Source organism: Aliamphritea hakodatensis (genome assembly GCF_024347195.1).
Classification (GTDB): Bacteria; Pseudomonadota; Gammaproteobacteria; order Pseudomonadales; family Balneatricaceae; genus Amphritea; species Amphritea hakodatensis.
In genome coordinates this window covers 3,123,688-3,148,187 of record NZ_AP025281.1, presented here as the reverse complement: position 1 = coordinate 3,148,187, position 24,500 = coordinate 3,123,688, and the positions used below count along the sequence as shown (strand labels likewise).

Annotated in this window: 27 protein-coding genes; 20 read left to right on the top strand and 7 right to left on the bottom strand. The window is 53.6% G+C overall.

What is annotated here, in order from left to right; all coding sequences use genetic code 11:
• Positions 1-16 precede the first annotated feature (16 nt).
• Together PCI15_RS14505 and PCI15_RS14500 are read left to right on the top strand one after the other, a co-directional pair.
• Complete coding sequence (locus tag PCI15_RS14505) at positions 17-403, top strand: hypothetical protein (protein ID WP_271270666.1); 387 nt, start codon at positions 17-19, stop codon at positions 401-403.
• 11 nt (positions 404-414) lie between these two features.
• Positions 415-999, top strand: coding sequence for an HAD family hydrolase (locus tag PCI15_RS14500; RefSeq protein WP_271270665.1), 585 nt, complete (start codon positions 415-417; stop codon positions 997-999).
• A 60-nt stretch (positions 1,000-1,059) separates the two neighbouring features.
• On the opposite strand, the gene PCI15_RS14495 is transcribed toward PCI15_RS14500, so the two are convergent.
• On the bottom strand, positions 1,060-1,515 hold the full coding sequence (locus PCI15_RS14495) for an Lrp/AsnC family transcriptional regulator (protein WP_271270664.1): 456 nt from the start codon (positions 1,513-1,515) through the stop codon (positions 1,060-1,062).
• A gap of 197 nt (positions 1,516-1,712) precedes the next feature.
• Here PCI15_RS14495 and PCI15_RS14490 point away from each other — a divergent pair, with 197 nt between their 5' ends.
• A complete protein-coding gene (locus PCI15_RS14490; protein WP_271270663.1) occupies positions 1,713-3,368 on the top strand; it encodes an aminotransferase class V-fold PLP-dependent enzyme in 1,656 nt (551 codons plus the stop codon).
• Between the two features lie 58 nt (positions 3,369-3,426).
• Here PCI15_RS14490 and PCI15_RS14485 read toward each other — a convergent pair whose 3' ends face one another.
• Both PCI15_RS14485 and PCI15_RS14480 read right to left on the bottom strand, forming a co-directional pair.
• Positions 3,427-4,554, bottom strand: a complete 1,128-nt coding sequence (locus PCI15_RS14485; protein WP_271270662.1) for a sensor domain-containing diguanylate cyclase — start codon at positions 4,552-4,554, stop codon at positions 3,427-3,429.
• Between the two features lie 191 nt (positions 4,555-4,745).
• Positions 4,746-5,927, bottom strand: a complete 1,182-nt coding sequence (locus PCI15_RS14480; protein WP_271270661.1) for a GNAT family N-acetyltransferase — start codon at positions 5,925-5,927, stop codon at positions 4,746-4,748.
• A 182-nt stretch (positions 5,928-6,109) separates the two neighbouring features.
• On the opposite strand from PCI15_RS14480, the gene PCI15_RS14475 reads away from it, so the two are divergent.
• Entirely contained in the window at positions 6,110-6,559 is a 450-nt protein-coding gene (locus PCI15_RS14475; protein WP_271274623.1) for an HIT domain-containing protein, read from the top strand.
• Between the two features lie 102 nt (positions 6,560-6,661).
• Here PCI15_RS14475 and PCI15_RS14470 read toward each other — a convergent pair whose 3' ends face one another.
• Complete coding sequence (locus PCI15_RS14470) at positions 6,662-6,817, bottom strand: hypothetical protein (protein ID WP_271270660.1); 156 nt, start codon at positions 6,815-6,817, stop codon at positions 6,662-6,664.
• A gap of 43 nt (positions 6,818-6,860) precedes the next feature.
• Positions 6,861-7,130 (bottom strand): GrxA family glutaredoxin, encoded by a 270-nt coding sequence (locus PCI15_RS14465; protein WP_205656784.1) that lies wholly within the window; start codon positions 7,128-7,130, stop codon positions 6,861-6,863.
• A 322-nt stretch (positions 7,131-7,452) separates the two neighbouring features.
• Between PCI15_RS14465 and PCI15_RS14460 the strand changes: the two genes are divergently transcribed.
• Positions 7,453-7,938: a Crp/Fnr family transcriptional regulator gene (locus tag PCI15_RS14460; protein WP_271270659.1), complete on the top strand. Its 486-nt coding sequence runs from the start codon at positions 7,453-7,455 to the stop codon at positions 7,936-7,938.
• A 41-nt stretch (positions 7,939-7,979) separates the two neighbouring features.
• Here the strand turns inward: PCI15_RS14460 and PCI15_RS14455 are convergent, their stop codons facing one another.
• Positions 7,980-8,549 (bottom strand): TIGR04211 family SH3 domain-containing protein, encoded by a 570-nt coding sequence (locus PCI15_RS14455; RefSeq protein WP_205656782.1) that lies wholly within the window; start codon positions 8,547-8,549, stop codon positions 7,980-7,982.
• Positions 8,550-8,888: 339 nt separating this feature from the next.
• On the opposite strand from PCI15_RS14455, the gene PCI15_RS14450 reads away from it, so the two are divergent.
• Both PCI15_RS14450 and PCI15_RS14445 read left to right on the top strand, forming a co-directional pair.
• Entirely contained in the window at positions 8,889-9,251 is a 363-nt protein-coding gene (locus PCI15_RS14450; protein ID WP_271270658.1) for a glutathione S-transferase N-terminal domain-containing protein, read from the top strand.
• Positions 9,252-9,375: 124 nt separating this feature from the next.
• Complete coding sequence (locus tag PCI15_RS14445; protein WP_271270657.1) at positions 9,376-11,349, top strand: DNA topoisomerase III; 1,974 nt, start codon at positions 9,376-9,378, stop codon at positions 11,347-11,349.
• A 124-nt stretch (positions 11,350-11,473) separates the two neighbouring features.
• Here the strand turns inward: PCI15_RS14445 and PCI15_RS14440 are convergent, their stop codons facing one another.
• Positions 11,474-12,163, bottom strand: a complete 690-nt coding sequence (locus tag PCI15_RS14440; protein WP_271270656.1) for a type 1 glutamine amidotransferase domain-containing protein — start codon at positions 12,161-12,163, stop codon at positions 11,474-11,476.
• Positions 12,164-12,280: 117 nt separating this feature from the next.
• Here PCI15_RS14440 and PCI15_RS14435 point away from each other — a divergent pair, with 117 nt between their 5' ends.
• The 13 genes from PCI15_RS14435 (at position 12,281) to PCI15_RS14375 (ending at position 24,494) form a co-directional block, all read left to right on the top strand.
• Positions 12,281-13,198 (top strand): LysR family transcriptional regulator, encoded by a 918-nt coding sequence (locus PCI15_RS14435; RefSeq protein ID WP_271270655.1) that lies wholly within the window; start codon positions 12,281-12,283, stop codon positions 13,196-13,198.
• A 146-nt stretch (positions 13,199-13,344) separates the two neighbouring features.
• Entirely contained in the window at positions 13,345-14,313 is a 969-nt protein-coding gene (gene folE2, locus PCI15_RS14430) for a GTP cyclohydrolase FolE2 (protein ID WP_271270654.1), read from the top strand.
• Positions 14,310-14,915, top strand: coding sequence for a DUF1826 domain-containing protein (locus PCI15_RS14425; RefSeq protein ID WP_271270653.1), 606 nt, complete (start codon positions 14,310-14,312; stop codon positions 14,913-14,915). Before folE2 ends, PCI15_RS14425 begins: the two co-directional genes overlap by 4 nt.
• A gap of 11 nt (positions 14,916-14,926) precedes the next feature.
• Positions 14,927-15,349 carry a phosphoribosyl-AMP cyclohydrolase gene (gene hisI / locus PCI15_RS14420; RefSeq protein WP_271270652.1) on the top strand — a complete coding sequence of 141 codons (423 nt, stop codon included), beginning with the start codon at positions 14,927-14,929 and terminating at the stop codon, positions 15,347-15,349.
• A gap of 132 nt (positions 15,350-15,481) precedes the next feature.
• The gene (locus tag PCI15_RS14415; RefSeq protein WP_271270651.1) at positions 15,482-16,159 is read left to right on the top strand and encodes a response regulator; all 678 of its coding nucleotides are present in this window, start codon (positions 15,482-15,484) and stop codon (positions 16,157-16,159) included.
• Positions 16,146-17,516: a HAMP domain-containing sensor histidine kinase gene (locus PCI15_RS14410; protein WP_271270650.1), complete on the top strand. Its 1,371-nt coding sequence runs from the start codon at positions 16,146-16,148 to the stop codon at positions 17,514-17,516. Before PCI15_RS14415 ends, PCI15_RS14410 begins: the two co-directional genes overlap by 14 nt.
• A gap of 277 nt (positions 17,517-17,793) precedes the next feature.
• The gene (locus PCI15_RS14405; protein WP_271270649.1) at positions 17,794-17,970 is read left to right on the top strand and encodes a hypothetical protein; all 177 of its coding nucleotides are present in this window, start codon (positions 17,794-17,796) and stop codon (positions 17,968-17,970) included.
• A gap of 193 nt (positions 17,971-18,163) precedes the next feature.
• Positions 18,164-18,817, top strand: a complete 654-nt coding sequence (locus PCI15_RS14400) for a YfdX family protein (protein WP_271270648.1) — start codon at positions 18,164-18,166, stop codon at positions 18,815-18,817.
• A gap of 78 nt (positions 18,818-18,895) precedes the next feature.
• Positions 18,896-19,888, top strand: a complete 993-nt coding sequence (locus PCI15_RS14395; RefSeq protein WP_271270647.1) for an AAA family ATPase — start codon at positions 18,896-18,898, stop codon at positions 19,886-19,888.
• 16 nt (positions 19,889-19,904) lie between these two features.
• On the top strand, positions 19,905-20,834 hold the full coding sequence (locus PCI15_RS14390) for a DUF58 domain-containing protein (RefSeq protein ID WP_271270646.1): 930 nt from the start codon (positions 19,905-19,907) through the stop codon (positions 20,832-20,834).
• A 2-nt stretch (positions 20,835-20,836) separates the two neighbouring features.
• Complete coding sequence (locus PCI15_RS14385) at positions 20,837-21,331, top strand: DUF4381 domain-containing protein (protein ID WP_271270645.1); 495 nt, start codon at positions 20,837-20,839, stop codon at positions 21,329-21,331.
• A complete protein-coding gene (locus tag PCI15_RS14380; RefSeq protein ID WP_271270644.1) occupies positions 21,328-22,356 on the top strand; it encodes a VWA domain-containing protein in 1,029 nt (342 codons plus the stop codon). The genes PCI15_RS14385 and PCI15_RS14380 overlap by 4 nt, the downstream gene beginning before the upstream one ends.
• Positions 22,356-24,494 (top strand): vWA domain-containing protein, encoded by a 2,139-nt coding sequence (locus tag PCI15_RS14375; RefSeq protein ID WP_271270643.1) that lies wholly within the window; start codon positions 22,356-22,358, stop codon positions 24,492-24,494. Before PCI15_RS14380 ends, PCI15_RS14375 begins: the two co-directional genes overlap by 1 nt.
• Positions 24,495-24,500: the final 6 nt, after the last annotated feature.

Below are 24,500 nucleotides of genomic sequence, written 5' to 3'. Positions count from 1 at the left end.
AGAAAGGAAAAGAGTGATGGAGCCAAGTATCGCTGCACAGGATAAGTATGATGTGCAACAGAACTTTCGCCGTTTTGTTAAGTTTGATGATAATTACCGGGATCATTTCGAGCGTTTGAAAGAGGCGAAAGCCAGCCGGGTATGGATTGCCGGTGTGATTGCGTTACTGTTTGCCTTCGCATCAGAGTTTTACCTGGGGGCTGCTGCTGCGCTGCTGGTCCTGTATTTTTACCGGATAGGTATGGCCTGGCAGGCATCCTTTAAAGCAGATGAAAGCCGTGAAGAAGTGATTCGCTGGTTCCACAGCAAGGGCTTTAAGCTGGAAGGTCAGATTTTATACCGCAGTGAAGACAGTGCGCTGGAAAATCCGATCGATCCGTTTAATGACGTTAATTATTCCTGAGTGGAACGGCCATGCTCGATCTGAATAAGTTTCGTCACTGGGTCTTTGATCTGGACGGTACCCTGACCCGTCCGGTGCATGATTTTGCACATATGCGCCGTGAGCTGGGGATACCTGAAGGTGAGATGATTCTCGAAACAATCGAGCAGGCACCTGAGCCGCACAAGCAAAAACTGTTACAGCGGCTTGATGAGCTTGAAGGGCATTATGCCCGTCAGGCTCAGCCGGCAGAAGGGGTGCAGGATCTGATTATCAGACTGCACCGTGCCGGCTGTAAACTGGGCATTCTGACCCGGAATAAAAAGGATTTTGCAATCAGTTCCCTACAGGCAATCGGTGTGGCGGAATACTTCCACGCGGATGAAGTGCTTGGTCGGGATGAAGCTCGCCCCAAGCCGGACCCTGAAGGCTTGCAGAAGCTCTGTCATCGCTGGCAGGTGGTGGGAGATGAGCTGGTAATGGTCGGCGATTTTCGCTTTGATCTTGAGGCCGGTAAAGCCATAGATGCTCAGACCGTACATGTATCTGCCGCCGGCGCGGTTGAGTGGCCGGAGCTGACCGATGTGCGGATTCATTCGCTGGCTGAACTGCTCTGAGCAGACAGGCGTTCTGAATCACCGCTTGTTAACCAGGGCCAGCTAGTCAGAGCCCGTAAATCAAAGCAAGGGTAAGCAGGTAGTATTCTTAATTTCTTCCATGGCAAAACTGGACGTCACATTGCTAATACCTTCAACCCGGTTGACCAGCTCTTTGTAAAACCCGTCAAACGCCTGAATATCGGCGACCACTACCCGCAGCAAGTAATCCCATTCACCGGCCATCCGGTAACATTCCACCACTTCTTTGAGTTCTGTCACCCTGACAGCGAAGTTTTCCAGCCAGCGACTGTCGTGATGCTGGGTTTTTATATGCACGAATACCGATACCCCAAGATTGACTTTGGTTGCATCAAGCAGTGCCACCCGCGACCGGATCACACCGGCTTCTTCCAGCCGCTTAATCCGTTTCCAGCAGGGAGTGGGTGAAAGATTGACCTGTTCGGCAAGCGCCTGCAGGGAGAGGCTGCAGTCTTCCTGGAGCAGGTTGAGTATCTGGCGGTCTTTAAGGTCCATAGGTGATCCGGGTTACTGGCTGAGTAAAGCCAGTTTATCTCAGGCGTGATGCTTGTAAAATAAATTTCTGTTTTTCTTTTAAAGAGGAAAATAAATTTCTACTATTTGCGCTTATATTACAAATAAAAGCAAACTAATTTTCCCTCTGGGTGCATATACTTTATCCATTCTTTAAATGCAGTTTTCGGAGTGGCAGTATGACAGCGCTTATTCAGCATATACGTGATTCAGTGATCGGTGCAGACCGGAGCATCGCAACCCCTTTTGGTAACAGACCGCTGGTGTATGCGGATTACACCGCATCCGGCCGCAGTCTCAGTTTTATTGAAGATTATATTCGCCGGCAGGTGTTGCCGTTTTATGCCAATACGCATACGGAGTCTTCTTATACCGGTGCACAGACAGGGCAGTTACGTGAGCAGGCACGGACCGAAATCCGCCGGGCGGTGAATGCCGGGGATGACTATGAAGTCATTTTTTGCGGATCGGGGGCGACTGCTGCAATTCATAAGCTGGTAGATATTCTTAATCTGCGTTTACCGGCGGATCTGAATGACCGGTATGAGTTTGCGGCGATGATCCCTGAAACTGAACGCCCGGTGGTGTTTATCGGGCCCTACGAACATCATTCTAATGAACTGCCATGGCGGGAAAGCATTGCGGATGTGGTGGTTATACCACTGGATGCGTCCGGGCTGCTGGATATATCCGTGCTGGAAGACAGGCTGCTTGAATACCGTGACCGGCCACTGAAAATTGGCAGCTTCTCTGCAGCCTCAAACGTAACGGGCCTGAAGAGTAATGTGGAACAAATCAGCCGGTTGCTGAAGCAATCCGGTGCTTATGCCTTCTGGGATTATGCCGCCGCCGCGCCTTATGTTGGCATTGATATGATGTCCGGCGGTCAGCCTGAAAGTGCGCTGGATGCGGTCTTTATTTCACCTCATAAATTTATCGGCGGGCCAGGCACACCAGGTATTCTGGTGGTGAACAAAGCGCTGCTGTCAAACCGGGTGCCGGCAGTGCCCGGTGGTGGAACCGTGATATATGTGACCCCTGAAGACCACAGCTATACCGACAGTGGTGAGCGTCGGGAAGAGGGGGGGACGCCGGCGATTGTTGAGTCGGTCCGTGCCGGTCTGGTGTTCAAGTTGCAGCAGCAGGTTGGGGTTGAAACTATCGAACGTCTTGAGACAGATTTTGTGCGCCGGGCGCTGCAGCACTGGGGCGCTAACGATAATATTGAGGTGCTGGGTAACCCGGATGCACCACGCTTATCCATTGTTTCCCTGCGGATTAAGCACCGGCAGCAAGATCTTCACTACGGATTTGTCGTGGCGCTGCTGAATGATCTGTTTGGCATTCAGGCCCGTGGCGGCTGCTCCTGTGCGGGGCCATACGGCCACGCATTGCTGGAGATGGATATGCAGTACAGTAAAGCGGTCGAAGCCCAGATAAAGGCGGCGCAGATGGTTATGCGGCCGGGCTGGAGCCGGCTGAACTTTAACTATTTCATTGATGAGGCAACCTTTCAGTATCTTTTGCAGGCGGTGGATCTGATTGCTGCCCATGGCTGGAGACTGTTACCGTATTATCAGTATGATCCTGCTTCAGGCGTCTGGAAGTATCAGGGGCAGGGGCTGCAGACAGCGGTGAATCTGCATGATGTGGATTTCATGGCGGCTGCAGAACCGCTGGGGGCTGTCACAGTTGCGTCTGACTATGCGGATTTACTGCAGCAGGCGGAAGCCGTTTTACTGGGGGATCAGGAAGGGCAACGTTATGCGCTTGATCTGCCGGCAGATGCCGAAGCGCTGCGCTGGTTTATATTACCTCAGGAAGTAGCTGTCTGATTTACCGGCAGTATGAAAGAAGACCGTCGCAGTATTAGCTGCGGCGGTTTTTTTTGGTTCAGCCAGATACCAGTTTAATGCCACTGCGCGGTTCCAGATCAAACGGCTCGTAGGCACACTGGTTGCGGCCGTTATGCTTGGCGGTATAGACACCGTCATCGGCAGCTTTCAGCAGCCGGGTGGACAGGTCTTCCAGTGATGCCCAGTGATAACGGGACACTTCACAGCTGGATATGCCAATGGAACAACTGATCCGGAAGGCTTCTCCAAGATCATTATGCATGATCATTTTCAAAATTTTGCTGCGAATGGTATCACCGATTTGCTGTGCCTGAGCGGCATCACATTTGGGCAGCAGAATCGCAAATTCTTCGCCGCCATAACGGGCAATAAAGTCAGTTTTACGCAGTGACTTTTTAAGAACCTGGCCCACACTGCGCAGCACCCGGTCCCCCACCTGATGGCCGTAAGTGTCGTTTACCAGCTTGAAATGGTCCAGGTCGACAAACAGGCAACTGAGCGTGGTCTGGTGCCGGTTTGCGCGGGACAGTTCCCGGATGATTTCCTGATCGAATGCACGGCGGTTATGTACCTTGGTGAGCATATCAATGATGCTCATGCGTTTGAGATTCTGCTGGTTGATGCAGTTTTCTATACAGACTGCGATAACAGAGGCCAGGTGGTTTATGTAGTCATAGTCAAAACTGTCGTTGTAACGCCCGGGATCTTTGCTGCCTAAGTGCAGGCTGCCGATCAGGCAGTCATGGCGTACCAGCGGCAGCAGGGCGCTGCTGAGAATAAAGGGGCTGCTGGGAAAGGCGAGTTTTTTAGTTTCACTGTCCAGTTCTCCCGCCTTCAGTTCAGGGACCGGAAAAATTGATTTCAGTAAGCGCTGATTTTTGACAAACCGCAGGGTGTGGCCGGGCTTTGGGGGCACGTACTCATCCAGAAGATCCCGGGCGGCGCCTTCAGGGTCCAGCAAGATCAGATTGACAGAACTCAGGCGGAAATATTCTTTGAACTCAACTAACAGCAGGTCCAGTAATTCTGCCAGCGTGCTACAGCTCAGCAGGCGGATTTCCATCTCAAAAAAAGATTTCAGAATGGCCTCATTACGCTCCATCTTACTCGACATAAGACGGATAACGCGGCGCAGCTCCTGATTGTCTTTTTCTGTTGATGCCATAAATCGCCTAACTGGAAACTAGGGTTTTGCCTGACTGCAAAACTATAATTCATTTAATCGGCAAAGTACTGGGAAACTTTTGTCCCTAAACCTGAAAAAAACACTTTAATTTCAACAACCCTGATGAACACTGGCCTGTAGCCAGAATAGTCATTACCCAGATTGGGTAATGGATGTGCTTTTAATGCTGTTTAGTCTGCATCCCGGCCATCCGGATTATCTGCTTTGAAAGGCAACTGGGCTTCCAGCGCTGCCATATGTTCACGCATCATGGTTTCTTCTTCGGCAAGAAACTGGCTGATAGCCTGGTCGAATCCTGCTTCCGCCAGCCAGTGTACCGACCAGGTTTCGATTGGTTTAAAGCCACGCTGAATTTTATGCTCTCCCTGTGCGCCGGGGTCAAAGCGTTTTAAGCCGTTCGCAATACAGTAGTCGATGCCCTGATAGTAACAGGTTTCAAAATGCAGGCTGTCGAACGCCTCCAGTGAGCCCCAGTAGCGTCCGTACAGGGTGGCTGAATCCTGCAGATACAGGGCGGCGGCTACGTCCTGATCGTCTTTGCTGGCGATACAGAACAGCAGGTTTTCCGGGATGCTTTCGCACAGCAGGCGAAAGAAATCGCGGTTCAGATAACCGGAACGGCCCCGTTTAAGGTAGGTGATCTGGTAAAAGTCGTAAAAGCGGTCCAGTTCTGCGTCAGTGATTTGCTGGCCGTTCAGAAACCGGTGGCTGATCGCCTGCTGGTTAATTTTCTGCCGTTCCTTGCGGACGTTTTTACGCTTTCTGGAACTGAAGGTACTCAGGAAATCATCAAAGTCATGGTAACCCTGATTGAACCAGTGATACTGGCTGCCCAGGCGGCGCTTAACCCCGTCACCCCTGAGGAGCGGCAGGCTGTCAGTGTCCAGAAACAGGCTGTGCCAGCCGGACAGCTTATGTTGCCGGCATACCTGTGTCAGTGCCTGAGCAGCCGCCTGGTGCAGCTCTGCCTGCTGTGGCGGGCTCAGGTCAGCCGACAGGCACAGGCGGGGGCCGGTGCTCGGTGTAAAAGGAATGGCGTTGAGCAGTTTTGGGTAATATTCCAGGCCGTAACGTTGGTAGGCGTCTGCCCAGGCCCAGTCGAACACGTATTCGCCATAGGAATGCTGTTTGACATACAGAGGCATCACGCCAACCGGTTCCGGATCGTTGATGACCAGATGAAAGGGTTGCCAGCCTGTTTTGATCGAGACGCTGCCACTGCTTTCCAGTGCATGCAGGAATCCGTAACGGATAAACGGATAATCCAGTCCGCAGTCTGGCCGGTGGACCAGGGCATCCCAGGTTTCCTCGCCGATATCAGCGATGGAGTTATGAAAACTGAATGTGGTCATAGCGCAGTGTTTGGTGGCTGGAGGAGTGTGCTTACTGTAAGTCAGTTGGTTGTGGTAAATCCAGCTTTCTGTCTGATGCTGACCGGTAAGTATGAGAAAAACTGCTTTACAGTCAACAAGTTCTGTCGGGAAGGCTGTTCAACTGCTAGAGTTAAGGTATTGCTACACAAAGGAGATATATGATGGATGAGCTAGAGCTGGAATTTGAACTGGATCCCCGTCTCGCCGCCGACTGCATTCATATTGGTGATTTCCCGCTATGCCGGCTGTTGCTGATGAATGATGCCAACTATCCCTGGTTTATTCTGGTACCACGCCGGGCCGGCGCGACAGAAATTTATCATTTGCCGGAAGAAGAGCAGCAACAGCTTATACATGAATCCTCTTTTCTGGCTGAGAACCTGCACGATATTTTTGCCGCCAGAAAAATGAATGTGGCGGCTATCGGTAATATGGTTGCGCAGTTACATGTGCACCATGTGGTGCGTTATGAAGATGATGCCGCCTGGCCTGCGCCTGTATGGGGCGCGGTACCGTCCCGGCAATATTCTGAAACAGAGCTGTATGAAGTACAGCATAAACTTGAAGTGATACTCAGAGGTGCGCTGGCGCTGAACCGGGCGGCCAGTTAACCGGCGGGATGTATCGGCAGGTATAAAAAAAGCGCTGAGTCTTCATGACTGAGCGCTTTTCTGTTGTCCGGGCTTTTCGGAACGGGCCCGTTTTCTGCAGGTCTAACGGCGACGGCGGCGCTGTGGATGCCGGCGTTGCTCTTCGACAGGAATACGGATTGCCTGCGGTTGGCTGCTGTGCCCTTTAAGATGGTCTCTGAGGCTATAGCCAATCACGAACAGACAAGCTAAAACGGCTAAAGACAATAATGTAATCATAGGCTTGCTCGCTGTTAATTGCGGTTATTGCTTAGTCAGTTCCTTACAGCTCGAATCCTTCGAGCTCATTTCCTTCTTCAAGCTCAGCGACTAATGCAGAAAACTCGGTAAAGCCTCCGATGTGCTCCTTTCCGTGGAAGATCTGAGGAACAGTTGTGACTGGTTTACCGATGGTTTTTTCCAGATCTTCTTTGCTGATACCTTCTTTATGGATATCAATGTAGCGATGATCTAAATCTTTGATTTCACAAAGTTGCTTGGCACGGACACAGAATCCGCATCCTTCACGACCAAAAATAGTCACACGTTGCATCTAAATAATCTCCTCATAAGAACGGGTGACATTGAAACAATTTATTAACCCGTATGCCAATAGTGAATGTTTATATTAAACATAGCTATTGGTTATTAGCTCTGTAACCCGGTGAAGTATGCCATAAACCGGGACTGAAGCCGCGCCAATATTGTCAGTATAGCAACCAGTTTGAGTAAAGGATGCTATGTAACCTTTAACCCCGCTGGGCGTTTGATTTTACCAAGAGTAAAAGTGCCTGTTTGACCGTGGCGCTGCTTGGTTTATTATGTCACGAGTTTGACATAATAAAATGTCGTCTCGGGAAAAGTTGAGTAGTCGCGTGGCAGTAGATATTCCTATTGAGCAATTGCAGAACATGCCTGTATTTGGTGGCCTGCGGGAAGACAGTATCCGGATGCTGATTGCCGGTTGTAAATGCGTTGAGCATGTGCCGGGAGAGGCTTTTTTCTCCGAAGGTGAGCGGGGCGATTCAGCCTTTATCGTGGTATCAGGCCATGCATCCCTGTATAAGCACGGCAGTGGAAATGGCAACCTGCATAAGATTCGCAGTTTTCAGGCGACAGAATGCTTCGGTGCTATGGCCCTGCTTGGGGTTTACCCACGCAGCGGTGTGGTCATCGCTGATGATCACTGCCATGCGATTGAAATCAAGGCCGATCAGTTGTTTTCGCTTTATCAGCAGGATGCCGAGCAGTACATGCTTATATTTATGAACATGGCCCGTGATCTGAGCAGACGTCTGCGTGACGGAGATTGCGAACTGGCCGGCTGTATTGATCAGTTAAGTACAGAAACCGCCGGATAACGGCGGTTTTTTGCATCTGAAGACTTTATCTGGATTTATCCTTACCACACGTCCGGACGTTTCTTGCGGCGCGGAATCAGCGGGATAATCAGACCCAGTACCAGACCGCCGAATGCAACCAGCCCGCCGTAGGTAAACCAGCGCATCAGGTTTGAATCATCCATGCTGTTTATGGAGCGGTTCAGGCTGGAAATTTCCAGCTCCAGTTTGGCAATGGTGTCAGCATATTCTTTATTTTGCTGCTGCAGACCCACAGTTTGTTGCTTCAGTGACTGAATAACCTCATTCTGCTGGGTGATCATGGCATTACTTTTACCCAGTTTTTCTTCCAGCTGGGGAAAGCGGACCGACATGCTTGAGCCTTCGCTGACGTTAGCGCCGGGCAACCAGCCGGTACGCCCTGAAGCGGTTTTGATTTTTACGTAACCGCTGTCTTTATTGCGGTCCAGTATGGTGATGCTGGTGCCGCTGCGGATCCGGCCGGTGATCCTGTACTGATCACTGGGGCCGCCGTGGTAATAGGTAAAAACATCATCACTTATATAGGCTGCCTGAGTGTTCAGGCTGAAAAGAGAAACCAGGGTAAAACAGGAAGCAATCAATAAACGCATGGTGGCACCGTAACTCGTATTCTGCTCTTGCTGCATAACAGGGCTGCAAGCTTGTATTGGTTTTATCGGGTGCCTGCTGACGGGAACGGTATTGTCCTTCGTTTCGCAGGGTGCAGACCCCCGGGTAAATAATTTTAATTTTGTCTCATCCCTGTACAGCTTAGCCTGTGACTTCGGTGCCCGGGAAAAGTTCGAACATTTGTTTATTATTTTCAGTTTTATTTCAGCTTTGTCGTGCAGGCATCCGGTGCTGACGGTTAAGCGGATTTACGGCATCGTCACAGAGGGTTGTTGTGTGCTAGAATCGCCCACCGTTTTTGTTCTCTGAGGAAGATAGAAGTGTTTATTATTCGCTGGATTCTTGGCCGTATTATTTTACTGGTGAATGCGCTTACTCCGCCGAAAAAAATGCAGCGCAGCCCTGAAGAACAGGCTGAGCTGGATAAGCAGACAGCCAGTTTATCCCTGTATCAGTACGAAGCATGTCCTTTTTGCGTTAAGGTTCGCCGTGCGATGCGCCGTTTTAACCTGAATGTGGAAGTGCGGGATGCCCGGCGTAACCAGGATTATAAAACTGAGCTGGAGCAGAATGGCGGCAAACTGAAAGTGCCTTGTCTGCGTATTGAAGAGCAGGATGGTGTGCGCTGGATGTATGAGTCCGGTGACATTATTCAGTATCTGGAACAGAACTACGTAAAATAAGCCGCTTTGCGGTGAGAAAAAAGCAGCCAGTGGCTGCTTTTTTTGTGTCTGTGGCTCACGGGGCTTGCCGTAACAGAATGCTTAACTGTATATTTAGCCAGTAAAGTATCCGGTTGAGCTATTTATGATTTTATACATTGCCGAAAAACCCAGTCTGGCACGGGCATTGGCTGACGTTCTGCCAAAACCGCACAGCAAAGATCAGGGATTCATCCGGCTGGGCAACGGCGATGTTGTCAGTTGGTGCCTCGGACATTTGCTGGAGCAGGCTGAACCGGATCACTATGACCCCCAGTATAAACAGTGGCGTTTTGAGCATTTACCCATTGTGCCTGAACAGTGGAAGCTGCAGCCGCGCAGCAAAACACGCAGCCAGCTGAGTGTTTTGCGCAAGCTGGTGAAGCAGGCTGATCAACTGGTTCACGTTGGCGACCCGGACCGGGAAGGGCAGTTGCTGGTGGATGAAGTCATCAACTACTTAGGTGTCAGTGCGGCAAAAAAAGCTGCCACGCAGCGCTGCCTGATCAGTGACTTGAATGCCAGTGCAGTGCGCCGGGCACTGCAGCAACTGCGTTCTAATCAGGAATTTGTACCCCTTTCAGTCTCGGCACTGGCCCGTTCCCGGGCGGACTGGCTGTACGGGATGAATATGACCCGGGCCTATACATTACGCGGACAGCAGGCCGGTTATAGCGGCGTACTGTCAGTCGGCCGGGTACAGACACCGGTTTTGGGGCTGGTGGTCCGGCGGGACCAGAGCATTGCAGACTTTGTATCGAAGCCATTCTATGAAGTAGCCGCCCATTTGCAGACGGAAAAACAGGAAGATTTTCAGGCCCGCTGGAAGCCCAGTGAAAACTGTGCCCCTTATCAGGATGAAGAAGGGCGGGTATTGTCCCGGCCGCTGGCGGAGAATGTCGCCTCCAGAATTACCGGCCAACCGGGCACCGTCACAAAGCTGGAACAGAAGCAGAAACAGCAGGCCGCGCCGCTACCCTTTAACCTCTCTTCACTGCAGATAGAAGCCGCAAAGCGCTTCGGCATGAATGCCAAGGCGGTACTGGATACCTGTCAGAGTTTGTATGAACGTCACAAGCTGATTACCTATCCCCGCTCTGACAGTCGGTATCTGCCCCGGGAGCATCACGGGCTGGCAAAAGATGTTATGCCTGTTGTACTGGCAAACTGCCCAAGTTTTGAGAAGGTGTCCGGAATGCTGGACCTGAGCCGGCGCAGCGCCGCCTGGAATGACAGCAAAGTAGACGCCCACCACGCGATTATTCCCACCAGTCGTAAAATGCCTGCGTCTCTGAGCGAAACTGAGAAGAAAATTTATACCCTGATCGCAACCTTCTATCTGTATCAGTTCATGCCTAAGTACAGTTACTTTGAGACCAAAGCTGAGGTAACGGTTGCCGGTGGTCTGTTTGTCTGTAATGCCCACCGTACGCTGGAGCTGGGCTGGAAGCATTTACTGAATAAAGATGCCAGCAAGGATCAGCAGTTGCCTGAACTGCAGCAGGGGCAGGTGGTTGACTGTCTGCGCGGTGAGGTGGAAGAAAAGCATACCCAGCCCCCCAAATATTTCACCGACGCCACTCTGCTGGCGGCGATGACCGGGATTGCCCGCTATGTTCAGGACCCGGATATCCGCAAGATACTGAAGGAAACTGACGGGCTGGGCACTGAAGCTACCCGTGCCGGAATTATTGAACTGCTGTTTACCCGGGGTTTTTTGTACCGGGAAGGTAAGGCGGTTCGGGCTTCAGAGGTAGGTAAGGCGCTTATCGGTTGCTTACCGGATTCGGCGACCACACCGGATATGACCGCCCGCTGGGAATCCACCCTTAATGATATCTGTCATAAGCAGAGCAGCTACGACGGGTTCATGCAACCCTTGATGAGACATTTAAAAACGCTGGTAGAAGGCTCTGCCGGGGTGCAGATTCCGGCTTCACTGAAAGCAGCCGCACCGGCCCGGAAAAAGAGCTACAAACGCCGCAAGACGACAGGTAAAGCGAAGGGGGCCGCAACTAAATCAGCGGCTAAAACGCCCCGCTCTTCAGCAGGTCGCCGACGTAAAGCCGCAACCGCCTGAGGCCAGTGCTGAGCGCAGGTGGCCCGGAATAGGGGGCCTGACCTGTCACCGGTCATATCGGGGGGATGACAGACCACCTAAGACGTGAAGGTAAGAGGTGAAGGCCAGGCAAAAAGAAAATAACTCAGCCGTCCAGATGTCCCAGTAATTTTTCAGCAACCAGTTCAGAACTTGCAGGGTTCTGGCCGGTAATGATCAGACCATCCTGTACGGCAAAGGCGTGCCAGTCTTCGGCTTTCTGATATTCCGCACCGGCAGCGAGTAATGCATCTTCCAGTAAAAACGGAACGATGTCGGTTAACTGTACAGCCGCTTCTTCACTGTTACTGAAGCCGGTGACCGCCCGGTCTTTAACCACTGCCGTACCGGTGGCATCTTTTGCATGCAGTAATACGGCGCTGGCATGGCAGACGGCGGAAACCGGCTTGTTGCTGCGGATCATGGCTTCAATCAGCGCAATTGAATGCTGATCTTCTGTCAGATCCCACAGCGGACCGTGACCACCGGGGAAAAATATCCCGTCGTAATCATCAGCTTTGATATCGCCGAGGGGCAGAGTGGCTGCCAGTAGTTGTTGAGCCGTTTCATCCTGAGCGAAGCGCCGGGTGGCATCAGTCTGGAAGTCCGGGAGTTCACTTTTAGGATCAACCGGCGGCTGACCACCGGTGGGTGATGCAAGGGTGATATTTACGCCGGCATCCGCAAACACATAGTAAGGTGCGGCGAACTCTTCTACCCAGAAGCCGGTTTTCTCGCCGGTATTGCCCAGTTCAGAGTGGGAAGTTAGCACCATAAGAATATTTAACTGTGACATAAACAGTGTCCTTCAAGTAAGAAACCAGAATATCTGCAGTATGAATTAATCAGCTTCATTACATAATGGTTATAAAATTGGTAACTTTGTTTTAATAATTAATACAAAGGCGGCTTTATGGATCTCTCTTTTGAACAGCTCAAGAGTATGGTGGTGTTTGCCCACGTAGCAGGCCGGGGCAGTTTCAGCGCGGCTGCCCGTCATATGGGGCTGTCCCGCGGTGTGGTGAGTTATCATATAAAAAAGCTTGAACGCCAGTTAGGCGTGCAATTACTCAACCGCTCAACCCGCTCATTATCTCTGACCGATGAGGGCCGCAGTTATTATGCCTACTGTAAAACCATCACTGAACAGGCCGCTTCAGCACAGCAGCAGATGGAAAACTTCAGACAGGTGCCGGAAGGCTTACTGAAGATTACTTGCCCGGTAAATATGGGGCTGCAGATTATTGTCCCGGCACTGAATGAGTTTAAGCAGCGCTACCCAAGGATTGAGCTTGATATCGTACTGGCGGATCAGGTGGTGAATATTCTGGAAGAAGGCATTGATCTGGCAATCAGGGGGGCACCGCTGGCGGATTCGTCTTTACAGGCAGTGCAGCTGGCGGTGCTGAAAACCCATATCTGCGGCTCGCCGGCTTATTTTCGTAAACATGGCAGGCCACAGTCACCGGAAGATCTCAGCCGCCATAACTGGGTGATGTACCAGCTGTCGCCAGGCAGCCTGGAACTGCGCAAAGGGGAGCGCTCTTTCAGCATCCGGCCGCAGGGGGATATTTCGACCAATAACGCAGCTGCCCGTACCGCGTTTGTTGAAGGCGGCCACGGGCTGGGGCGGATTCCCGCCTATGATGCCGCGCCGAAAATCCACGGTGGCACGCTGGAGTCAGTACTGGATGATTACCGGCTTAACGATATTGAAGTCTACGGAGTGTTTGCGCCGGGCGCTGCGAAAACCAAAAAACTCAGAGTACTGCTGGATTTTCTGAAGTTGCATTATGCCGCTCTGGAACATCAGCGGTTACTGAGTGTGTAATTTGCAGAGAAATCGTGCTTGTAGATATAAAAAGAATTGTTATAACATAACAAAATAATGCAGTCCGGTTACTGCGCTTGCCGACATCTGTGATGATCTGAGGCAGTAACCGATAGATTTTCTTTTTATATTTCAGGAGCCATTGCTTGAACGCCTCTCTGCCGGATACTGCCCGCCATCTGTTACCATCCCACAGCCACTCTCTGGACTGGGTGGGTATGGAAAATATCAGACTGCCCTTACAAATACTGACCTCTGATTCCGCGCAGGAAGCCATTCCTGTGACCGCGTCGGCTGATCTGGGAATCGATCTTCCCGGAGGGGAAGGTGCACGCAAAGGCATCCATATGTCCCGGCTATACCATGCCCTGATGGCGCTGACGGAAGCGCCACTGACTGTGCCGGCGGTACTGCACTGTTTACAGGCATGTGTGCACAGCCATGAAGACTGTCACTCAGATCAGGCGGCGCTTACGCTGCGGTTTGATTTATTATTGTCACGTCCTGCGTTGCTGACTAAACAGGCGGCAGGTTGGCAGGGCTACGGTGTAGAGTTGTCTGCCAGTACGGATAAAGACGGCTATGCCACCCTGTCTGCGACGGTTGAAGTTGCCTATTCCTCAACCTGTCCCTGCTCGGCGGCGCTGTCCCGTCAGGCGCTGAGTGAACATTTTAATGATGCCTTTGCCGGTGACTTCCGGCCTGATATTGCTGAAGTCAGCCAGTGGCTGATGAAAGAAGGCAGTGTCGCCACACCACACAGCCAGCGCAGTGTGGCGCGGGTGTCGGTCGGAGTGCCGGTCGGAGTGCCGGGGCGGGCGTCAAATTTTGGTTTGATAACGCTGATTGACCGGATTGAGTCCGCCTTGCAAACCCCGGTGCAGACCTTTGTGAAACGCGCCGATGAACAGGCTTTTGCACTGCGTAACGGCAGCAATCTGATGTATGTGGAAGATGCCAGCCGGCGGATTCTCGATGCCGTGTGTGAGTATTCGTTGGCAACCGTGCAGGTGCGTCATTTTGAAAGTTTGCACGGGCATGATGCGGTAGCTAAAGCTCACTGGACAGCGCCCGGCCTGAGCGCACAACCGGCTAATAAAGAGGTTCGCAGATGACCGCGGCACTGGCTTTGCCTGCACAGCCGGCCCATGTGTGCAGCGGCAACCAGCCGGTTATTCTCAGTGAGATCTACCGGCCGGAACTGAATCTGGTGTACTGGCAGCGGCAGGCTGAACAGGCCGTACTGAACTATGCCCGGTTTCTGGCCGGATCTGAGTGTCATTTCACCAGTAAGTCCAGCGTGCTGTCTGAACCGGAAGTTGCAGACTGGCTGAATGATGTATTGCCGGAGCATCCGGACAAGGCTGCCTTTACTGAGGATGTGGCGCTGCTGGCTGACATGTTCAGTTGTCTGTTTGATCTGCCCCGTATTGGCGTACGCCTGCAGGTCTTGCAGCAGGCCATGTGTCCGAAGTTTCATGTTGATAAGGTGCCCTGCCGGCTGGTAACGACCTATACCGGTGCCACCACCGAATGGCGGGAACAGGCTGTGGCCGGGTCTGATACTGCAGCAGAACACTTCGTCCCACCGTACAGTGTGGTGCTCCTGAAGGGCGATGGCTGGTGGCAAAATGAAGGACGGGGCATTGTTCACCGTTCGCCGGCGGCCAGCCCTGAAGACCCCCGGGTGTTTCTCAGTTTTGATTTTGCCAACTGAGGATCAGCGGTATGCATAATCAATACTTTTTAGCGCTGGAAAATGCCGCCGCAGGACACCGCGTGTCACTGGATGAATTGCTTGAGCAACTCGCTTTCAATCAGGATGGGCTGATCCCGGTAATCACTCAGTGTGCCGATACTTGTCAGGTGCTGATGCAGGCATGGATGAATGCTGAATCGCTGCGTAAAACCCTGGCAACAGGCCATGTGACATACTGGAGCCGGAGCCGGAATCAGCTGTGGGAGAAAGGCCTTACCAGCGGCCATACTCAGGAACTGCTGGAGTTGCGCACTGACTGTGACGGCGACAGCCTGCTGTGTCTGGTCAGGCAAAACGGACCTGCCTGCCATACCGGGCGCTCCGGTTGTTTTTATTTTTCAATGAAGCCTCAGTCTGATCAGGCTGCCGTGCTGGAATCCAGGCCGGATTAACGGCTTCTGTTTACCTGCTAAGAAGTATTTAGCAGTTGCACTCCTCATACGGGATAATTATGTTGTATCCGGTTGTCAGTACTTAAACCGCTGATAACCGGACCAATGTGCAACCAGGTGAACGGAACACTGATGAAAATTTTGCTGGCTGAAGATGATGTCGTCAACGCTGAGTACATTCGCAAAGGGCTGATCGAAAAGGGCTTTGTAGTGGACTGGGTGACCGATGGCAGGGAAGCCCTGACCTATTGCCTGTATAACCGGTGCGATCTGTTCATTGCTGACCGGATGCTGCCGGGCATGGACGGACTGTCGGTGGTTAAGGCATTGCGGGCGTCCGGCAGCCAGCTGCCGGTGATCTTTCTCACGGCCATGTCCGATGTGGACGACAAAGTGGAAGGGCTGCTGGCCGGCGGCGATGACTATATGGTTAAGCCGTTTCACTTTTCAGAATTGCTGGCGCGGATCACCGTGCTGTCCCGGCGTCCGGGTGAAAGTACCGAAAAAACTGAGCTGGTGGTACATGACCTGAAACTGGATCTGCTGACCCGGATGGCCGAACGGCAGGGGCAGCACATTGAACTTAAGAACAAAGAGTTTGCCCTGCTTGAATTACTGATGGAAAACGCCAACAGGGTGGTCAGTAAAACCATCATTCTGGAAAAAGTCTGGGATCTGAATTTTGACCCGGGTACCACCGCAGTAGAAACCCATATCAGTAAGTTGCGCCAGAAAGTGGATAAGCCATTTGCTGAGCAACTGATCCATACCGTCCGTAATATGGGATACAGCCTCCGTGCCCCTCGCTAATATTACCGCCGGATCAGCATTTCGGGTTGCGGTTCAGCTGCTGGCGGTATTCATCGTCATGTTACTGGTGGCCGGCACTGTGCTGGTTTCCGCCGTGACCAATACCCTTGAAAATGAAACCCGGGCCCAGCTTGAAGAAGAAGCCCTGCTGTTTGAAGACATTTACGACGCAGAGGGCACCCCCGGGCTTACCAAAACCATCGAAGAACTCGGCAGGCAGTCGGTATTGTTTGACCATGCACTGGGGCTGTTCGATGAAGACCAGGTACATCTGGCCGGCCAGGTAAGCCTGATGCCGGACTTTGTTGGTTGGCGCAAAACCCGTCTGACGTTAGCAGATTCTCAGCCTGATAAAGAACAGAATTACCATGCCCGGGTGATACAGCTGAACAGCATGACCCTGGTCATCGGGCGAAGCACGGCGCACATTGATGCCGCCAGAATTCAGCTGATTTTCTGGTTGCTGGTCACCGGGGTGTTCCTGTCTCTGGGGGCTTTAATTCTTGGTTATCTGGCCAGCCGCCGTTCTTACCGTAAATTGCAGCGCATGGGGCAGATTCTGAAAGCCATCGCTGCCGGTGATATGAGCGCCCGGATTCCCGTTTCAGAAAAGCCCGATCAGATAGACTTGATCGCCTTGCAGATGAATGCTCAGCTGCAGCATCTGGCAACACTGGTGAACGGTATTCAGGCCACTGCCACTGCCATTGCCCATGATCTTAAAACGCCTTTATCACATGCTCAGATTGCCCTTTATGAAGCCGGCGATAAGTGTGACCGGGGTGAAGATCCCGAACAGGAAATCAGTCAGGCGCTGAGTAAGCTGGAACAGCTGAACCAGACCTTTGATACCATTTTGCGGATTTCCCGTATTCAGGCCCACACCGACCGCAGCAGCTTTGCGACGGTTGAACTGTACGGTCTGGTGGAAAAAATCCATGACCTGCTGGAACCCGGTGCTCAGGACGCCGGAATCCGGCTGACTGTTATGCCTCAGCAGCAGGCTGAGCTGAAACTGTATTGCGATGCAGGCATGATTCAGCAACTGCTGATTAACCTGCTGACCAATGCCATTACCCATTGTCCGTCAGGCAGCCATGTGCAAATCAGCGCGATGCAGCAGGGTGATGGCGTGATGCTGACGGTAGAAGATAACGGTCCGGGGATTCCTGAAGATGAGCGTGATGCGGTTTTCAAACCCTTTAGTCGCCTCAGCCAGTCCCGCACAACACCGGGTAACGGGCTGGGTCTGGCGCTGGTGAAAGCCATTGCGGATGCCCATCAGGCCCGTATATCCCTGGCGGATGCCGGGCCGGGCCTGACAATCCGGATACTGTTTCCAAAGTTGGTTCCTTAGCTTATCCCGGAACGCATTCCAAAACTTTAAATTATTTTAAACTTTTGCCGAATTTCAGCCGAACTTCGGGGGTTAAGCTGTTCCTCAACATCTGAAACGGTTGCTGTGAAGGCGCATGGGGAAGCCTTCAGGGCGCTAAATTAGGATGTCTTGCAATGACAATGCCGGGCCTCTGCTGTGACTGTGTACCCGCGCACCGACTCCTGCCGCTTATGGATGCACAGGTCAGGGCCCGGCTTTCAGTTGCTGCACCGATTAACGCTTACCGGAACAGATCATGTCAGACATACAACAGGCAGAAATTGCCAAACTGCATAGCCATATCACTCAGGACGTCCATAAGCTGGTGGATAAATACCTGAGAATCATGGAATGGGAAGTACCGGAAACCGACGAAGCTACTGCCCGTTCAATGATCCTTGAACAGATAAAAGTTACCCTGGAAACGCTCTGAATCACCCATCCTGAGCGAGGACCAAAAGCCCGCCGGCGCCTGCCGGACGGGCTTTTTTATTGCCCTGAACTTGTTTTAAAACAGTAGGTTAGCGTTTTTATGAAAGTTTAAATTTTTTTAAAGCTGGTTAAAGGTGGGGGTGAATATCAGGGCTTACTCTGTTCAGCATCAAATGAATGAACTGGAGATAATCATGAAAACAGCCTCTACAAAAATCGCATTAGCATTCACCGGCATTCTGGCCGCCAGCAGTGTTTCCGGTCTGGCCATGGCTGGCCAGAGCAAAGCGGCTACTCAGGAGAGTGCGGCGGTATATGTGATCGAAAGTATCAAGATTCCAGGCCATGCTAAGTCGGTTTTATCTGATACCCGTGCTGCCCGTGTGGCCCTGTTTGAAGGCCAGACGGATGCTGCTATCGATCTGGTACAGAAGGCGCTGGAGACCTTTGATGCCGGTGTGGCCGATTACGCGGTTGAGCTGGATGGTGATGCCGGTTTCGGTATTCCCGTCGACAGTTCGGTGGAGTTCAACGAAGGCTTCCAGCCCACTGAATCAAACGCAAAAGTCATTAATCAGGCCGGGCAACTGGCGCAGCAGGGTGACTCGCAGGCCGCGGTTAAAACCATGATTGAAGGCGGCATTGAACTGGACTTTAAATACGCCATGCTGCCGGTCGCCCCGACCGTTGTCAGCCTGAATAACGCGCTGGATGATCTGCAGGATGGCAGCTTCTACGAAGCAAACATCGCCCTCAAAGCAATTGAGACCTCTCTGGTAATCGAAGACTACGGTGTGGCAGACACGCCGAAGCAGGGCTTCGCCTGGGAAACCATCAGTAAATCTTAATCTGTTCACCGTTGGGGCCGGCGCAGGCCGGTCTCTTTTTCTTTGCCCTGCTGGTTTTTTGATGAAGAGGAAAAACCGATGAATACTAATGCTGTACTGCAGGAAACGGATCAGTTGAATGATGGACTGATCCCCTACCTGAAAGCCCATATGAACGCCCGGATTGTGGGGCAGGAACGGTTTGTTGAACGCCTGTTAATGGCACTGTTTGCCGACGGTCACATTCTGCTTGAAGGCGCGCCGGGGCTGGCAAAAACCAAGGCCGTTAATGCCCTGGCGGAAGCCATCGACTGCGATGCGCGCCGGATTCAGTTCACCCCGGATCTGCTGCCCAGTGACCTGACCGGCACGGACATCTACCGGCCGGAACAGCAGAGTTTCACCTTTCAGGAAGGGCCGCTGTTTAACAGTCTGATTCTGGCGGATGAGATCAACCGGGCACCGGCCAAGGTGCAGTCGGCACTGCTGGAAGCGATGGCTGAAAGGCAAATCACAGTGGGTGGCAAAACCTATCCGTTACCGGCGCTCTTTCTGGTCATGGCCACGCAGAACCCGATTGAACAGGAAGGAACCTATCCGCTGCCGGAAGCTCAGCTGGACCGCTTTCTGCTGCATGTAAATATTGATTTCCCCAGCGCTGCAGCTGAACGGGAAATTTTGCGCATTGTTCACGGTGAGGCCCGGGGCGAAGTGACAAAACCTCAGCGGCTGATTAGCGCTGAAGAAATTTTTGCTGCCCGCCAGCAGGCACTGGAGACCCATGCGTCTGAATCCCTGCTGCAATACATTATTCAGATTATTCAGGCGACCCGCCGGCCGTTCATGTATGGCGAAGATATGGTGGATGTCATCAGTTACGGCGCCAGTCCGCGGAGTACTATCGCGCTGGATCGCTGTGCCCGGGTACACGCCTGGATGCGGGGCTCTGAGTTTGTCACGCCGATGGATGTGCAGGCGGTGGTTCATGATGTTTTGCGCCACCGTATCATCCTCAGTTTTGAAGCCCAGGCCGACGGTAAAACTGCCGATGAGTTCATTTCCACCCTGATCGACCGTGTGCCGGTGAGCTGACAGGGAGGGTGTACTGATGCAACAGACACAAGCTGTCGCGCCGGGCATTGAGCTCAGTAAAAAAGAACTGATTCAGATGCGACCGCCGCGGAGAGCAACCGGCTTTGCACCGTCCGGTCCGGTTCAGACCCACCAGTGGGGCACTAACCGCTCGGCATTTCTTGGTCAGGGAATGGAGTTTGCTGAGTCGCGTATATATCAGCCGGGGGATGACGTTAAAAATATCGACTGGTGTGTCACTGCCCGCACCGGGCAGGCCCATACCAAGCTGTTTCAGGCAGAGCGGGAACGGCCGGTATACCTCCTGCTGGACCTGCGCAGCATGATGCAGTTCGGTTCCCGGGTGCGCTTTAAATCACATCTGGCAGCTGAAGTTGCCGCAAAACTTGCCTGGATTGGCCACGACGGCGGTGACCGGATCGGCGCGCTGATTCTGGGGCGCAACAATATTCACAGTTTCAGATCGGCCCGCACCCGGGGTTCAGTTTTACAGTTTCTCGATACCGTCGCCCGGGAAACCCGGCAACAGGGGATGGCGGATGAAGCCGGGCTGCAGGAAACGTCTTTAAGTGATGGCCTGCGGCGGCTGCGTCAGATCTGCCGGCCCGGCAGCATGGTATTCGTGATCAGTGACTTTGCGGATCTGGATAGCGCCTGTGAACGGGAGATGAAATATCTGGCGGGCCGTACCCACATGATCAACATTCAGATCAGCGATCCGCTGGACTCGGCATTGCCGGCAACTGCAGGACGGATCAGTAATGGCCGGGATACCCTGCAACTGAACCGTCTGGGGCAACAGGCACTGCAAGATTACGCCAGTGCTTTTGAGTATCGCAGCCAGCGACTGAAAAAACTGAGTGCGCAGCACCGCATGGTGTTGCATCAGATCAGTACCCCTGAATCCCCTGCAAGCCTGTTCAGCCCTCGGCCGGCAAGGAGCTAAAGATGGAATCCAATCTTACACCTGATGTTCAGGCCCAGCTGGCGTTACTGCGGGATATCAGCTTACCGGAAGCGGTTTCATGGTGGCCGCTGGCACCGGGCTGGTGGCTGGCCGCAGGCGCTGTTGTCACGTTACTCATCGCGGTACTGGTGTATCGGTATTTTCACCGGCGCAGCCTGCGGTATATCGCCCTTCAGGAGCTGGCGCTGCTGCGGCGCGGGGCCGCTGATATGCATGCGGTTGAGCTGGCGACCCGTTTATCAGTACTGCTGCATCGGATCGCCATGGCGGCGGGTAACCGGGAATCGGGCAAACTCAGTGACGGGCAATGGCGTGAGTATTTGTGTCAGGGCAGGCAGGGGATGGCATCCGGGATTGCCGGGTTTATTGCCAGTGCGCCGTACCGTCAGCAGGATCATTTTCCTGCAGACGATGAAATGCCGGATCACAGCAGCCTGCTGGATAAAAGCGAGCACTGGATCAGGAGGCATACATGATTACCTTTATATGGCCGCTGGCCTTTCTGTTATTACCGCTGCCGTTGCTTGCCCGCCGGTATCTGAAACCGGTGGCTGCAGGTACTGGCGGGGCATTGCGCGTGCCATTTTATGCCCGCTTTTCGGTGCAGCAGACCTCTGCTGCCGGTGCAGCGGGTCAGAGCCTGTGGCGCTTGCTGATGGCCTGGAGTATCTGGGGATTACTGGTGACTGCACTGGCGCGGCCGGCACTGGTGGGGGAAGAGGTTCCGTTGCCGGCACAGGGAAGGGATCTGATGATGGCCATCGACCTGTCCGGTTCAATGCAAGAGGAAGATCTGACCCGTGGCGGACAGCGGGCAACCCGGCTGGCTGTGGTGAAACAGGCGGCGGATGATTTTCTCCGGCGGCGGGAAGGTGACCGTGTCGGCCTGGTGCTGTTTTCTGACCGGGCGTATCTGCAGGCGCCGTTAACCTTTGACCGTGAAGCTGTCCGGGAACTGCTGGGTCAGGCACAGGTGGGGCTGACCGGCCAGAAAACCGCCATTGGCGATGCGATAGCCATTGCTGCCAAACGCCTGAAAGACAGGGCCGAAGACAGTCGGGTGCTGGTGTTGCTGACCGACGGTGCCAACAACGAAGGTGTTATGGACCCCCTGCAGGCGGCTGCGCTGGCTAAAAAACTCGGTATCCGGATTTATACCATTGGTGTGGGAGCGGATGCCGTGCAGGTGAATACTGTGTTTGGCCGGCAGGTGGTCAACCCTTCACAGGGTCTGGATGAAACAAGTCTGCGTGACATTGCTGCCATGACCGGCGGTGAATATTTCCGGGCGACCGATGAACAGGGGCTGGCCAGCATTTACCGGGCCATTGACCGGCTGGAGCCAGTCAGCGGTGAGCCGGTATATGTACGGCCGGAAGTCGCCCTGTATTTCTGGCCGGCGGGGATCGCGCTGGGGCTGACGGCACTCTTGGCTGTACTCAGCCTGTTAGTCGGCGGTGTGCTGAGTGTAAACCGGGTTAACCGTGCGGAGGTTCAGTGATGAACGGTATGTTTGAACAGTTTCATTTTCTGCGTCCGGAATGGCTCTGGGTGCTGCTGCCTGCAGCGGTGTTGTTGGTGCTGCTGGCTCGCCGGGGGGCTGCGCAGGGGCAGGATAACTGGCGGCGTTACATTGATGCGCATCTGTTAGCGCATCTTTCATTAGCGGGCAGTGCCCCGGTTAAGCGGCGTAAGTCCTGGAGCGTGGTGGCGCTGGTGCTGGCGCTGCTGATTACCGGTCTGGCGGGGCCAAGCTGGAAAAAAGCTGACACGCCATTATTTAACGGTGGTGAGCCGGTGGTGGCGGTTCTGAGTCTGGCGCAGTCTATGAACGGGACGGATATTGCCCCCAGCCGGCTTAAACGGGCCATTCATAAACTGCGGGATTTACTGGCTGAAACCCGGGGCAATGACCGGGCGCTGGTGATCTATTCCGATATTCCCTTTGTTGCGGCCCCGCTGACCAGAGATGCGCAGGTGATTGAACAGATGTTGCCGGAACTGTCTACCGGGCTGATGCCGGTACTGGGAGACCGGCCTGATCTGGCGATTAATGAAGCGTCACAGTTGTTGCAGCGTACCGGCGCACGGTCGGGCAGGATCATTCTGCTGACGGACAGTCTGGGCGACCGTCCGCAGGCCAGTTTAGAGGCGGCGCAGGCGGCCCGTGAACAGGGCTATGAGGTATCTGTGCTGGCAGTGGGCACCGCAGAAGGTGCGACACTGCAAACCGCTTCCGGACAGGTCATCAGTGATGCCGACGGTTCGGCATATGTTTCGCGGCTCCCCCTGGACGGGCTGGCGCAACTGGCCCGTCAGGGGGGCGGAGCAATGGCGCTGATCACGCCGGGCGGTGAAGATCTGGCACAACTGTTACCACAGGATGCCGGGGCTGTATCAGCCGGTGACAGCAGTGATATCCGTTCTGACCGCTGGGTGGACAGCGGTTACTGGCTGTTACTGCTGCCGGTGCTGGCTGCGCCGCTGCTGTTTCGCCGCGGCCTGGTCTTCGGTCTGCTATGCATGCTGGGGGTGGCCGGGTTTCAGCCGGATACGGCTATGGCTTCAGAAAAGGCTGGTGGAAAGGGGGCCGTGTCACCGGCTCCTGAACCACCGTCTGTCTGGACGGGACTCTGGCAAACGCCGGATCAGCAGGGCAGTGAAGCCTTTGCTGCCGATGATTTCAGCACCGCAGCACAGACGTTCGAATCACCGGACTGGCAGGCAACTGCCCTGTACCGCGCCGGCGATTATCAGGCGGCCGCAAAAGAATATGCCGCCCTGCCATCCGGAGATAAAGACTACAACCTGGGCAATTCGCTGGCCCACAGCGGTGACTTTCAGGGCGCGCTGGATGCCTATGACCGTTTCTTAGCAGGCAATCCTGAGCATGAGAATGGGCTGTATAACCGTGAGCTGGTGGCGAAATTGCTTGAGCAACAGCAACAGCAACAGCAACAGCAACAGCAACAGCAACAGCAACAGCAACAGCAACAGCAACAGCAACAGCAACAGCGACAGCGACAGCAACAGCAACAGGATCGGGATCAGGGTCAGGAGCAGTCCGGCTCAGGTTCTCAGGATTGGCAACAGGAGCAGCAGTCCGGCTCAGGTTCTGAGGAGCAGCAGGAGTCGCAGGATCAGCAGTCCGGTTCAGGTTCTCAGGAACAGCAGGATCAGCAGGATCAGCAGTCTGGCTCAGATTCTCAGGATCAGCAACAGGAGCAGCAATCCGGTTTAGGTTCTCAGGAACAGCAGGATCAGCAGTCCGGTTCAGGTGCTAAGGATCAGCAACAGGATCAGCAATCCGGTTCAGGTTCTCAGGAACAGCAGGATCAGCAGGGGCAGCAGTCCGGCTCAGGTGCTCAGGATCAGCAATCCAGTTCAGAGGCGCAGGCCGGAAATGCCGCAGAGAAAGAAGACCCGGGCTTGCTGTCCCAACTGATTTCTGACGCCCTGCTGGGCAACGGAGAGCCGGCAGAAGATCCGCAACAGAACGCTGAAAAGGCTGGATCAGGGGCGGTGGCACCTCTGGATCAGGCGTCTGAGCAACAGTTACGGCGGGTGCCGGATGATCCTACAGGTCTGTTGCGCGCCCGTATTCGCCAACATTATGCCCGGCTCCGGGCGGCGCAGTAAAAGAGG